This is a genomic window from Actinomadura sp. DC4 (assembly GCF_030406325.1).
In the GTDB taxonomy this organism is placed as follows: domain Bacteria; phylum Actinomycetota; class Actinomycetes; order Streptosporangiales; family Streptosporangiaceae; genus Actinoallomurus.
This window is the reverse complement of record NZ_JAUEQY010000067.1, coordinates 1-13245: the sequence shown is the minus strand read 5'-3', so window position 1 is coordinate 13245 and position 13245 is coordinate 1. Positions and strand designations below refer to the sequence as shown.

Here is a 13245-nt window from a genome sequence, read left to right as displayed (position 1 = left end):
GCACGCCGTGGGCGTCTTTCCGCTGGTCGGCCGAGATTCGACCGTATGAGACCACGGGGACGAGCGAACTGGATGGGGACATGGCCACCTCCGATTACTTCTTGCCGGAGGTTAAGTTCTACAACCTGCTCGCCCGGGAGGAGGAACGCGAGATGCTCCCGCTCTGCGCCGATGAGGGTGTCGCCACCATGGTGTGGAGCCCCCTCGCCCGCGGCCGCCTCGCCCGCCCCTTCGACCAGGCGAACACGGGCGAACGCTCCGCTTCCGACGGCGGTTACGCCGACCTGCTCTACAAGGCCAACGCCTCCAGCGACCGCGTCGTCATCGATGAGGTCGGCGCCATCGCCGAGGCCCGCCGTGTCACCCGCGCCCAGGTCGCCCTCGCCTGGCTTCACCGCAACCCCGTCGTCGCGGCTCCGCTCGTCGGCGCCCGTACGATCCAGCAGATCGACGACGCCGTCGACTCTCTCGACCTCGACCTCACCGACGAGGAGGCTCGCCGTCTGGAGGCCCCTTACACGCCCCGCCACGATCTCCAGGGCATCTCCGACGAACGCGAACTCGACCGCATCAAGGCCAGTATCCCCGGCTATGCCAACCTCTGACACCGCGCCGCTTATCGGCCCTCTTCGGCGTACGGAAGCTCCTGTCATTCGTCGTGGAGATCGAGGACGCGCAGGACGAGTCGGAGCTGACGCCGGCCCAAGCCCGCCACTTCAGCACGTACGAGACCTGGGACCTGCTCCGCTTCCTCCTGGGACACGCCGCCTTCCCGGTGGACGTCATCTTCGGCGAGGAGCCCTTGGCCGAAGACGAGGACCGGGGGTACGGACGCGGAGCTGGTCAAAGCCGAGGTCTACCCCCTCGGCTGGGACAGCCCGGAGTCTCTTGAATGGGCACGCCACTGGTACGTGGGCCTGACGGAGTTCTTCGGAACGGCTGCCCGCGACGCCGACGCCGTGCTCATCTGGCTCGACTGACCACGGCCACCCGCGAATCGCGATCAAGAAGCACTCGCGCGGTGTCGAGAGTACTCGGCCGGTCTCTGCCGATATCTCGACGGGTTCCGCCGTTGGGCGGCGGGCGCTCAGGCGACTTCCGTCGCCGAGCGTCCGTCGTCGGTGACGTACGCGCCGGCGGCGATGGTGCCGAACGCGGTGGGGCTGAGGTCCAGTGCGATGCGGACGCGCGCGCGTACGGCCTGTCGCCCGACCGGGTGGACTCACCCCTGGCCCGTCGCCCATACGACCTCAGGCATGCCGCGGTGCTCTCAACGACTGATCGTCCTACCGGTTACGACCGGTCAGCGGAAGGGCCAGGACGGGTACCCGCGGACGCGAATACGGGGGTAGTGGTGCTCGCGTGTTCTGGTCAGACTGCGGGTGGCGTGGTGTCCGTTCTGTTTGAGATCGACATTCGCATCGTTGTCCGAGCGGCTGTTCGTATGAGCACGCGGACGGCCGGGCGGGCGAAGACGTGGGCCGACGATCACGGTGGGCCTGGCGGTGACCGTAACCGTCGGTGTGGCCGTCACCGTGGCCGTGGCCGTGGCCGTCACCGTGGCTGTGGCCGTCACCGTGGCCGTGGCCGTGGCCGTCACCGTGGCCGTGGCCGTGGTCGTCACCGTCTGGGTCACCGTTACCGTCGGAGTGGGCGTTGGCGCGCAGTCGGCTTTGCTCACGACGTTGGTGTCGAGAGTGACCGCTCCGTTCCGGGCCAGCAGCCGGCCGTTGACGTTCGCGCCGGTCGTCGCCGTGATGGAGGTCAGGGCGAGGATGTTGCCGTTGAACGTGGACCCTGTGCCCAAAGTCGCGGAACTCCCGACTTGCCAGAAGACGTTGCAGGCCTGGGCGCCGTTGGTCAGGTTCACGACGCTGCCCGATGCGGTGGTGAGCGCGGAACCGACCTGGATGATGAACACGGCGTTCGGGTCGCCCTGTCCGTCGAGGGTCACCGTACCGGTGATGCCCAGTGACGAAGAGGCGTTGTAGACGCCGGGCGTAAGCGTCAGTCCGCCGATGTCTCCTGGAAGAGCCGTGGCAGGGGTACGTCCAGCGGCGTCGTTGTACGCAGCGGTGAGATTCACTTGAGCCTGCGCGGCAGCGGCATCGGCCGCGTGGATCGTCCCGAACACCGTACCGGGAGGGAATCCGGTCACCGCACTACCGGGACTCACTCCCAGGTCACCGGTGATGACGCTGGGCCCGGTGTTGGTGACCGTCTGGCCGCCCAGCACCGCGAAGTTGCCGGCCGTCCCGAGGTTCACCGGCGCCGTCGCCGCGCGCGCGTACGACTGCCTGACGACGAGCGCGATCATGACAGCGACGAGGGCCACGCCCACCGCGATTCCTGCTGCCATGAGGGAACGCACGGTCGGCTTGCGAAAAAAATCCACCATCTTGGGCGACATTATTAATCTTTCACCTTCAGAACGCTCATCCACATGAGCTTTCGCTCACGCCCGGAAGTAGCCCGTCAAATCGCACGAGTGCGTCATTTTTATATGGTCACCGCATGAAGGTGTTCCTGCCCCCGGTGGGCCGATACCGAATCTCAACCATTGGCAAAGACCACGAGAAGCGGGCCAATAAGGGCGAGATAATGCCTTCGACGCGCCATGTGTCCCGATATAGTGGTCGTAGTGTAGATCGGCGACACAAACGCCTACGCCCCAGTCGCCGGAATCTGAATAAATGTGAAAGCGATCATTTTGGCCACGCCGAAGATGATTTCTGAACGCTATGACACCAGTACTGCTATGCGACCTGCGGCCATTCATCGCATTGTCGGTTGTCGCGATCCTGTTCTTTGCGAAGACTCGGGATTAGGCATCGCACACCGGAGCAGAACAGCATTACGCAGCAGACCGAGTGGCAATTGCTGATTTCACGTGGTGTTGCGAGAGGCGCCGAGCTTGCGGTCATCTGACCGTCTCCAGACAAGTCCCACCTGCAACAAAAGGAACGGTCGCCCATCTCAACCGAAGCAAGGCTACAGAAGCTACCGTACATGAAAGACTGAAAACAATGGCCAACGATATTCAAATCGCCCGCAAGCCGCCCAGACATTCCTTCCTGACGGCAGGGATCGCGGCATGTATCCTGCTCCTAACCGCTATGCCCGCCCTTGCTATCGGACGACCCCATGCGCGTGCGGCCCAGGCGCCGGTGAATCTGGGGACGGCCGCCAGCTTCGGGGTACTGGCCGGCTCTACGGTCACCAATACCGGACCCACTGTCGTCAAGGGTGACGTGGGGTTGAGCCCCGGCACCGCCGTGACCGGATTCCCGCCTGGCACGGTGACGGGCACGATACACGCGGCCGACGCCGTTGCCGCACAGGCCCAGAGCGACCTTACGGCCGCTTACAACGACGCGGCCACGCGCGGCCTGGCCGCCCTCGTCTCGGGTGACCTCGGTGGTCAGACCCTGACGCCCGGCGTCTACCATTCCGCTTCATCGTTGGGAGTGACCGGCACGCTCACTCTCGACGGACAGGGCGACCCCAATGCCGTATTCATCATCCAGATGGGTTCAACACTCACCACCGCGTCGAACAGTGTGGTGAAACTGATCAACCGCGCGCAAGCTGCCAATGTGTTCTGGCAAGTGGGCAGTTCTGCGACGCTGGGCACGAACTCGACGTTCAGCGGAACCATCCTCGCTCTTACGTCCATCACGGTGACGACCGGCGTAAAGATATTCGGCCGAGCACTCGCCCGCAATGGGGCGGTCACGCTCGACACTAATGTCATCATAGCTGAGGCCGGCGAGCGCACCAATATCGACGGGTTCCCCTATCTGTACAACCAGACTGGAGCAGGCGGAGGTCTGAAGGTATGGGTCATCGGCCACCATGGTTCAGTGCCGATGACGGCCCCAAAGATCTTCTGCACCGATGCGGCCACCCAGGCCCCATGTCCGGACATGAATGGGACCAAGACATGGCCGATGCCGTTGAACACCCAGCCGCTGCCGTTGGACACCAATAGTCCCGGCGATATAGCGACCACCGAAGTCCTGCAGTTCGTACCGGATCCGTCGGGGACTAGGATCTTCTATCCCGCGGTCACCACCACCTCGTTTCCAGGATTTCCAAGCGGGTCGGTGGGAGCCGGATGTGTGGACCTCCAAAATCAGCTGAACTGCGCCTACACACCGCTCGCGGCCCTGACCAACACGCCCGGGCAAAGCAACGTGAACGGCCTGGCCGGATTCGTGAGCGTGGGCACGAACCTGTACGGCACCACGACCAGCGGGCAGGAACTGTGCATGTCCACGGCCACCCTGACTCCCTGTCCCGGCCAGCCGTACGCCAGTAACACGCCGCCCAACACCGACAGAGCCGGTCTGGGCCCCAGAGACTTCATCGGCAGTAAGGCCACCGTCGGCGGCCGCGTCTACACCGCGTCCAACGGCCCGGACTCCAGCACCACCAGCCCACACCCGCCGACCCTTACTTGTTTTGACCCGGGCACCAAGACGTCATGTGCCGCCTGGGGCGTCAAGGTGCTCGGCACCGCACCGGGTACCTATGTCGCCACAGCGGTCTTCCCCGACTACGACACGGGCGGGACGGCGGTGGGCGTCTGCGCCGTCACAGGCAAATTCAGTACGCAGAAGCCGACAGTGAACTGTTACGACTTCACCGGCGCCGTCGTGACACCACCACCGGGTCTGGCGGATGTCTTCCCGTCCGGAGGCACCGGCAGTGTGATCTTTCCGCCGTTGAACCTTACGGTCGGTGGGGGCCTACGCAGCTATCTGCCCTTTTACACCCAGGACAACGTGTATCCGGGTAACACGATCTGCTACGACTGGACCGTCCAGGCGGCCTGCCCGGGATTCCCCAGTGTCAATGGACATCCCAGTGTCAACGGCGGCGACACCCACGACTACGGATACGTCGGCACCACCGCCTGCCTCTACGGCACCGGGGACCGCCGCTACCTGTTCGACGTGGACCCGGTGACCGGAGCCGGCGAATGCTGAGAGCACACCCGCTGCGCATCTGACGCTCCGATCGCCGATCCACCGCTGGTCGAGAACATGGCCCATCGCGTGCGGGCCGGCAGCCCTTACCTTGCTGGGCTGCCGGCCCCCACGATCGCCGTAGGCGGCTCGCGGGCCGCGGATGATGGTGCCGAGCAGTGCCAGGACCCGGTGGAAGCCGCAGGCGAACCATCTCCTGCCGCCGGCCGCCACGGCCCCGGACCGCATGGCTGCGATGCCCTCGACGCATTCCGCGCATGTTCCGGATGCTCGTTCCATGGAAGAGATCGCTGAGCAGCTCGGCCATGCGGTGTCAGCAGCCCGGACATACGGCGGTAGTCGTGGGGCGTCACCTCGATGACGCGTAGCTCATCCGCGCCGATCGCAGCACAGAACCGAGCGGCCAGACTCGCGTTGCCGCGACGTTGTGGGTCAGACAGCAGATGGCAGACTTCGGTGACCGCCGGCGATGGCACGACGAGCCGGGAACAGTTCTGGGCCAGGAACCTGACGCACCGCTCGTGGTCGCCATCGGCCTTGTTGAACGCTGCTACCAGCGGGCCGGTGTCGCAGAGGTCACGCGGACGCCGCTCCGCCGTCGTGCTCACGATCGGGGTATGCCAAGTCCGGCGACGTCTACCGGTGTTGCTGTCACCGTTGCTGTCAGTCTGGGAAGTCGCTGCTGTCGCCGGGATCACCCGACAGCAGCAGAGCGGCGATGGACTCATCCCGCTCCCATATGTAGTGTCCGTCTGCCCAGCACCCCAGCCACTCGGCCAGGCTGGGCCAGATCTGGGTCTGGTCCACGGCAACCACTGGCGAGTCCCGCTCGGGCCAGTCCCAGCCGTCCCAGTCGAATAGGTAAACCGGGTTCCCGGGCTGCGTCAGCGACACATACCACCAGACGTTGCACCCGCCATAGACCAGAGGGAAACCCAACGGATCATTGAGCTCCGGATGCGCCAGGTACTCCTCGACGGCCGTGTAGTCGTTCCAAGCAAGCTGACCGCTCGGCGTAATCCCCAAGATCCCGGACGTCGGCCCGAAGCCTCCGTTGGCCACCTCCGTGTAGAGGCGTCGGAGCAAGTCAGGCAGCCGGCGGCCCATTCGGCGCTCTGCCGCGAGTAGTTCCGGAACCGTTACCGGCGGATAGGGCGGCTCATGGGGAGTGTCCTTGAAATACTCGACCGCTTCAGGTGCCCCGGCCTCCAACACCGCACGGTCCCCGTACCGTACGGACATCTCACGTTCTGCCCCGTCGCCGTACCGCTGCCTGATCCACTCACACGGCACGTACACCTGGTCTTCGCGTCTGACCGGGTCATAGGCACGTCGACGGAGTCTTGCGATGAGATCGCTGTCGGACATGCACCGAATCATCGCAGCGATTCGCGCAAGCGACAGGCTCCCCCGCCTGGTCATCCCGTCTGCCTTCGTCCCACCCATCGGGGAGCGGACCAGGCCAGAGGGGTGCAAGGTGGAGCCCCCGGCGGAAGAACGACCTTGTGCCCCTCGGGCCTGGTCCGCTCGGCTCGTCCTGGGCGAAGGTGGGCGGGATGATCAGGCTTCCACCTCAACCGCCCACCCAGCTCGGCGTCGGTGCGGCCATCTCGGAGCCTGAGGCCCTCGCCGGAGGCTTCCGTTGGCAGTCCGCCTGCGAGAAGCTACGCGGCATCAGTGCTGAGACGCGATGGGGCGGGCCGGGAGTGGCTGAGATGGATAGTGCCGATTACGTGCTCATGCGTGGCTGTCGGCCGATCGCTCTGCTGCGGGAGACCGAGAGGGATTATCCCTGGGTGTCGTGTGAGTTCCAGGCTTTTCCGGCGTTCGAGGCCGTCCGGCCGGTGCTGCAGGCTGCCAGGGATGTGGACACGTGGGGAGCGGTGCTCCGCGTTCGCCTGCTTCGTCTTCGGCTGCGGTCGACTGACGGCGCTCCGACCCTTAGGCGGCTCCGGCTGGTCGTAGATGGGGACGAGGCGCATTTCAGGTTCGCGCTCGGGCTGCTCGGTCTGTGGAAGCTTCGTAGATGGGCAAGGCGTCAGATGTCTGGAGACACAGACTCGTGACCCGGGCTGCCCGATCGGCACGGCCGGAGGGACCGGCGCCCACGCCGCACGCCCGTAGGGCGTGCCGGAGCGGGCGACTTGCGGCGGCGCGCAGCGCCGTCGCCTTGATCGCTGCCGGAGTCGGGGTCGCGGTGGACGGACGACGGCACGACTCATGCGAAACACGGGCTGAAGCTGCGCCCGGTCACGGAGATCAGGACGGTGTCCATCCGCCGGTCCTGGTGGAGATCCTTCGTGAGCACACCGCGGAGTTCGGGACGGCGCCGGATGGGCGGATCTTCCAGACCGAACGGGGCGGCATCGTCGGCTCGACCGCCTACGGCGACGTGTGGGCTCACACCCGCGCCCTGGCCTTCACTCCCGCCCCGGTTGTCTCTCCCTTGGCACGTCGGCCGTACGACCTGCGGCACGCGGGGGTGTCGCTGTGGCTCAACTCCGGTGTTCCGGCGACCGAGGTGGCCGAGCGTGCGGCGCCGGGGCCCTTCGACTTTTCCGGGATCGACCTGCGAAGACGCGTCCCGACTCATTCCGCGTATATTCCGGGACCAGCGACGAACGGCTGCATCCGGCGGCCTCTGGCTGCCTCTCAGCGATCAAGAAGCAGAACGGCCCCGGACCGCATGGCTGCAGGTCGGGGGCCGGTCTTGCTGCTGTGGCGGGTCCAGGGTTCGAACCTGGGTAGGCTAAGCCGACGGATTTACAGAGGGTCGGCGATCTCGGTGCCGTTTTACCGCTGACCTGCACGGACGTCATACGGCCCGTGGTTCTGCGGCGAGGCCGTCCCGCGTATATCCCGCGCGACATGCAACCTGTTTTGCGCCGAGTCTGGCGCGGACTACACGAGGACGCCGAGCAATCGCCCGACTGCGCGGCCGGCGGCAGCGCATCGATTGAGGCGCTTCAACATCAGGCACGCCGACCGCTGGGTTGAAAACCACGGGCGATTGTCGGCGCCATGCGGGACCATGGCGCTGGACGCACTCAGTGACGTAAATCCGGAAGCAGTGACGGGTACAAACGGAAGTCAGGAGGTGGGCGGGATCTTCGACCGACTAGCGAGCATATGGAAGCCGGGGGACGGCTGCCCCTTCTGTGACCGACCCTGGGGTCAACGGGTAAGACGCTCCAAAGAGCATGTGCTACCTCAGTGGCTCCGCAAGCACACACCCGGGCTGCCTGCCGGATCCACCACCCACGCCACGGGACTCGGGCTCTCCCTCGACGGCCGCGCCTATGAGCCCGTCGAGCCCATCACCATCCACCGTAAGGCCACCGTGCTGACGACCTTCACTCGGTCGGTATGTGAGACCTGCAATAACGGCTGGATGTCGGCATTGGAAACCGCGGCCGAGCCTGTCTTCATGTCGTTGGTGGCCGCGTCGCAGCACCCGCCAGCGGTCGCGATGGACCGTGATAGAGCAACGATTCTCGCCCGCTGGGCCCACAAAACCGCGCTGACCCATGAGCTTGCCAATCAGCGCAACAGTCACGCCCCGCGAAGAATTATCCACCCCGCTCTCGCCTCAATACTGCGGGAACCGGGATTGCCTGTGCAGGACGCCGCAGTGTGGGCCGCTCGCCTACCCACAGACAACGGGGTCGCCGTCTACCAAGCGGTGTGTGCGATCGGTGCAACTCCCGAGCCCGCGCAAGACGAGGACCTACGCCTAACCTTGTCCACTTGCATCGTCTACCGCCGTCTGGCACTTCTGGCGATGGTCCCCGGCCTACCGCCGCCTGGCTACCATCCCCTTCCTCTCGCCCATTCCCTGCCAGAATCTGCGTGGACACCGATCTGGCCCTACCCCGGCACCACGATTCGCGCCGCCTACCCGCCAGCGCAAGCCACGCTTCCCAATGACCTGACGTCAGCCATGGTCGCGCAGGTTCCCCCCAGCGCTGTGGAAGGTATCCGTCTGCACCGCCAGCGGCCCCGAGTTATTCACCGCAACTGATCGCAACGTTGCATAGCCACGAGCGGAGTCGTCCAATCGACCTAAGCCGCGAGCGGTACGACAATCCACTACCTCGATCTGGCCGTCCCCCCACCCACCGGCCCTGGTTACGCGTCTCAGTAGTTATCGGTCGTACTCGCACCACAACGGCAGGTCACACTCGAACTTCAGGGGCCAGCAAGGCCCTAAGGAACCGGAAGCGGTGTGGCATCGCTCGCCTCAACCGCTAACGGCGAGCGACCAACTAAGGTGACCTTCAAGGTCTCGGACCGTCTGAGGATCCGTAGCCAATGGTGGCGCGGGCCTGACGCCCCCTGAGTGGACGCTGGCTGAGCCTTTCCGCCCTCATCTCTTCACTTCACTGGCGATACCTGGCCCAGGGAGGCTGGCCGCATCCTGCCATCGCGGCAACCTCAAGCCTGCGAGCTACGTCGTACCAGCACCTTCACGGTCAAGAGGAGGCCGAGGATGCAGCCCGAGTGGGCGATCATTATCGGAGGAGCGCTCTTGCTTACGGCACGTAGGGCAGACGCCGACGCCCAGGACGAATCCTCGCCCGGGGTGGTGGTACTACTCGATACCCCCACCCACCGGAGAACTCTCCGAACACCGTCGTCAGCCGGCCACCTCGGCGGATCACGCTTCCAATTACGCCAGCCCGCCCAGCGCAGGCCCGTGACCTGCTGTGAGCACTGACACCCAAGAACGAACCCATTCAAGAGACAAACAAGAAACAACTAGGAGTCCATAGGCGATGGACCTAGACCTCTACTTCTCAGAGCACTTCGGAGTCGACCCGGCGATACTGGACGAGTATGGCGCGTTTGACATCAGCATGGTCTCAGATCTGCCGCTGTTCATCGACCCGTTCCTGTTGTTCAACAGCGACAACCCCGTCTATCAACAGCTTCACGAGGAAATCCTGCGGTATCTGCGCTTCCTGCGTGACCAGGCGATGCCCGATCTAGATAAGGGCCTAATCAATGCCTGGTACCGGTTCAAAGAGGTCAAGCAGAACTGGCTCGGCTACACGCTCTTCGGCAACGACGGCGCGGGCTTGGGCGAGAAATTTGCCTTCGATCTGCACGGCGCGCTGGGCGATATCCTCGCCAACTTCGGGGAGGAGACCGTTACTCGCGGGTCTCACCTGGAGAAGCTGTGCCTGATCCGACCTGGAGTTGGCAAGGACAACATTAGCGACTTCACCACCAACCTGATCAAGGCCTATCTATGCGAGTACACACAGACATTCGCGCGCGAACATATGCGCGACGAGGACTGCCAGACGTTCGCAGTCACGCGGGCGTGGTTCAATTACGAGACCCGTACATGGGTGACTGAGCGCTATTATCTTCCGCGTCTACGCCAAGACTTCGTCCTGCTGACGCCGGTAGACGTGCTCACGCGCGACGACACGTGGATCAACTACGGCGACATGATCGCGAAGTTCAGTCAGCTCCCTGATGCGGTCGCCAACGCGGAGCAGCGCGCGAGCATCAACCAGTACTTCAAACGTGCGCTCGGCTCCGACCCCGACGCTAAGCAGAGGCGTAAGGCTACTGCTGACACCATCCGGCGCTTCCCCGAACTGATCGACCTCTACATCCGCCTGCAAGAGGACGACGGCGATCGCGCACACTCAGTAAGCGCCAGCAAGGTCCAGGACACCTACCGTGCACTGGTGGCGCAGATCCGCCATGCACTCGCAGATATCGCGGGCCGGACGGAGTTCTACGATAAGCCTTGGCGTAGCTACGATGAGTGCCTACAACGGGCACGCTATTTCAAGTCCTACATCGAAGACAACGACGGCTACCTATTGTTCAACCGCGCCGGGAAGCCGTTCTCCAACGAGAAGGAACTCCAGCTCGCATTCGGACTGGTGTGGTGTGGCACCGACTTCGACATAAATCGCGAGGTCAATAATGGCCGGGGGCCGGTGGACTTCAAAGCGAGCTTCGGCGCCGGCGACAAGTCGCTGATCGAGTTCAAGCTCGCCAGTAATACCGCACTCAAGCGCAATTTAGAAAAGCAGGTCGAGATCTACGAGGCGGCCAACAAGACACGCACCTCGGTCAAGGTGATCGTGATATACACTGCTGCCCAGGCTGCGAAGGTTGAGAGAATCCTGCGCGACTTGAAACTTGTGGGCGAGGAGTCGATCGTGCTCATCGACGCCCGCGACGACAACAAACCATCTGCCTCCAAGGCCTAAAAACTTCAGGTCATGAATCGCCCCTTGAGCCGCTTTCCCTGGAGACCAGAGACTGGACACCCAAAGGGAGACAACAGCGGCCTATCCGGCGCCTGACCGCCGACTCTTCGTCCCTAACTGCCAGCGTGAGCCTCGTACGTGCTGGCTCTCTCTGCGCCGGCGTGAGGCGCGGTTAGATCAACGATAGTGCTGTGGGCAGTATTGCTGTGCTTCCGTGCTGGACAGCAGGCGCCCCCGGGTTGTTGCGGCAACCACCGAACCAGAGGACAGGCCGAGCGGCAGCGCAAAGCCGTCCAACGGCCCGAGCATCGGCAGCGGCGCGTCAGCCGATCACCGCAACCATCAACGGCGAGTAATAATCCACGGCGATCGTCACGGCCTATTCATTACGAGTGAGTCTAGCAATGTCCACAGCAGTCCAGATCTGACCACTGCCCTGGCTCGGTGCTGCCAGGAGGTCCGCACGTGCTCCAGAGATGTCCAGCGCAGCTGCTAGCAACCGCGTTAGCAAGATCGTCTCCTACAGTTGTGGTGCGCACCTGTCCGGAGCGCTCGCCCGCGCGAACGGCGAGACGGTGTGACAGACGGTTTCGCGTGGGTGAGTGCTTCGGCTCGCGGGGGGCTGGGGGTCGCGAGACCCCCGCTTCGAGTTCGTTCAACCCTTGGGGGTCGGCGCCTGAGGCCTCTACTTCCGAGTTACCGGTGAGACCGTGCTTCGGGCTGGCTCGTCGAGCTCCGGCGTACGGTGCCGTGAGATCACGGCGGGTGCCGTATGAGGGTGTTGCTGTACTCCTGTGCTTACAGCGTCGGCTTCGGGCTAGCGGATCGATGACTCGAAGCCAGCGGATGCCACATTTCCGCGCGAGGAGTCTTATGTGGGATTTAGTAGGTTCAGTATTCGATATTGCTCCATTTTCAGCCTAGTGAAAGACTCCTGGACGTAGTCAATATAGGGCTCGCCTGGATGGGGAATTAGACTTCCTATATTCACACCTTCGTTGGCACTCTTAAAAAGAACTTCTTGCGAAGTTACATGGGCACAGAATGCCTGAATCGGAAGTGGGACTTCGGACTCTACCAGTAGGTCGGCATGAGATATAATGAGATCGCGCATCTTCATATTTGCTGGCAGTAATGCGTATTCGTGCCATATTTTCCAGTCATTCCAAGGTGGATTTGCTGCGCGCTGTTCCTTTTGGGGTAGGCCAGCAGCTCGGAGTGACTCCCAAATTTGCTCGTTGACGTTTACGAGCGCATTGAGGGGCCCATACAACTCGCGAAGCTGTTCATTAATCCTTACGAGTTGCGCCTTCCGTCTCTCTTGTCGCAGCTGCGCCTGTTGGTTAAGGATAAAAACGAGCACAGCTACGACGACACTGGCGCATGCCGTGATGATCGCGGTCCGCATACTCAAATGCTAGCTCTCGCCAGCACGCGGCCCTGAGCTAGAAGATCCGATGAGCAAAATCGGCCATGGCGACCCCGCGCAGGTTAGGGCATTATGTTAACCGTCCGACCGACTGGTGTTGTCGGCGATCTGTCGTTCAATTTTTTGGTGTCGGGTAATAGCCTCCTCGGCCCCGTCCAGGTCCCCCCGCGCCCTCAGCACATCACCCAGCTTGTTGTAGGAGACGCTCAGGTCCCGCTGGCTTTCGGCGTTGCTGGGGTCGGCTGCAGCCAGGCGTTCGGCGATCCGCAGGTCGGCGGTGTAGCGCTCCTCGGCCCCGGCCAGGTCCCCCCGCGCCACCAGCACATCACCCAGCCTGTTGTAGGAGACGCTCAGGTCCCGCTGGCTGTGCGCGTTGCTGGGGTCGGCTGCAGCCAGTCTCTGCCGGATCTGCAGGCCGGCGGTGTAGCGCTCCTCGGCCCCGGCCAGGTCCCCCCGCGCCCTCAGCACATCACCCAGCCTGTTGTAGGAGACGCTCAGGTCCCGCTGGCTTTCGGCGTTGCTGGGGTCGGCTGCAGCCAGGCGTTCGGCGATCCGCAGGCCGGCGGTGTAGCGCTCCTCGGCCCCGGCC

At 63.8% G+C, this 13245-nt stretch carries 8 protein-coding genes; 5 read left to right on the top strand and 3 right to left on the bottom strand.

The window, feature by feature from the left end:
• From QWU11_RS46850 to QWU11_RS47600, 3 genes are all read left to right on the top strand, one after another.
• Positions 1 to 605 (top strand): aldo/keto reductase (locus tag QWU11_RS46850; protein ID WP_290121096.1); only part of this gene is annotated, 605 nt, incomplete at its 5' end.
• Complete coding sequence (locus QWU11_RS46845) at positions 602 to 892, top strand: DUF1877 family protein (protein WP_354670964.1); 291 nt, start codon at positions 602 to 604, stop codon at positions 890 to 892. The genes QWU11_RS46850 and QWU11_RS46845, both read left to right, overlap by 4 nt.
• Positions 840 to 980: a DUF1877 family protein gene (locus tag QWU11_RS47600; protein WP_354670963.1), complete on the top strand. Its 141-nt coding sequence runs from the start codon at positions 840 to 842 to the stop codon at positions 978 to 980. Before QWU11_RS46845 ends, QWU11_RS47600 begins: the two co-directional genes overlap by 53 nt.
• A 323-nt stretch (positions 981 to 1303) precedes the next feature.
• Here QWU11_RS47600 and QWU11_RS46840 read toward each other — a convergent pair whose 3' ends face one another.
• Positions 1304 to 2410, bottom strand: a complete 1107-nt coding sequence (locus tag QWU11_RS46840; protein WP_290121094.1) for an ice-binding family protein — start codon at positions 2408 to 2410, stop codon at positions 1304 to 1306.
• A gap of 616 nt (positions 2411 to 3026) precedes the next feature.
• Here QWU11_RS46840 and QWU11_RS46835 point away from each other — a divergent pair.
• The gene (locus QWU11_RS46835; RefSeq protein ID WP_290121093.1) at positions 3027 to 4991 is read left to right on the top strand and encodes an ice-binding family protein; all 1965 of its coding nucleotides are present in this window, start codon (positions 3027 to 3029) and stop codon (positions 4989 to 4991) included.
• 663 nt (positions 4992 to 5654) lie between these two features.
• On the opposite strand, the gene QWU11_RS46830 is transcribed toward QWU11_RS46835, so the two are convergent.
• Positions 5655 to 6359: an SMI1/KNR4 family protein gene (locus tag QWU11_RS46830; RefSeq protein WP_290121092.1), complete on the bottom strand. Its 705-nt coding sequence runs from the start codon at positions 6357 to 6359 to the stop codon at positions 5655 to 5657.
• Between the two features lie 3407 nt (positions 6360 to 9766).
• Here QWU11_RS46830 and QWU11_RS46825 point away from each other — a divergent pair.
• Positions 9767 to 11227, top strand: coding sequence for a hypothetical protein (locus QWU11_RS46825; protein ID WP_290121091.1), 1461 nt, complete (start codon positions 9767 to 9769; stop codon positions 11225 to 11227).
• A 1504-nt stretch (positions 11228 to 12731) separates the two neighbouring features.
• On the opposite strand, the gene QWU11_RS46820 is transcribed toward QWU11_RS46825, so the two are convergent.
• The coding region (locus QWU11_RS46820; RefSeq protein ID WP_290121090.1) for a tetratricopeptide repeat protein at positions 12732 to 13245 on the bottom strand (514 nt) is incomplete at its 5' end.

Bases quoted from the DNA above. Each gene is read 5' to 3' on its own strand.
- QWU11_RS46840 (WP_290121094.1), bottom strand. From the start codon at position 2,410: ATGTCGCCCAAGATGGTGGATTTTTTTCGCAAGCCGACCGTGCGTTCC.
- QWU11_RS46835 (WP_290121093.1), top strand. From the start codon at position 3,027: ATGGCCAACGATATTCAAATCGCCCGCAAGCCGCCCAGACATTCCTTC.
- QWU11_RS46830 (WP_290121092.1), bottom strand. From the start codon at position 6,359: ATGTCCGACAGCGATCTCATCGCAAGACTCCGTCGACGTGCCTATGAC.
- QWU11_RS46825 (WP_290121091.1), top strand. From the start codon at position 9,767: ATGGACCTAGACCTCTACTTCTCAGAGCACTTCGGAGTCGACCCGGCG.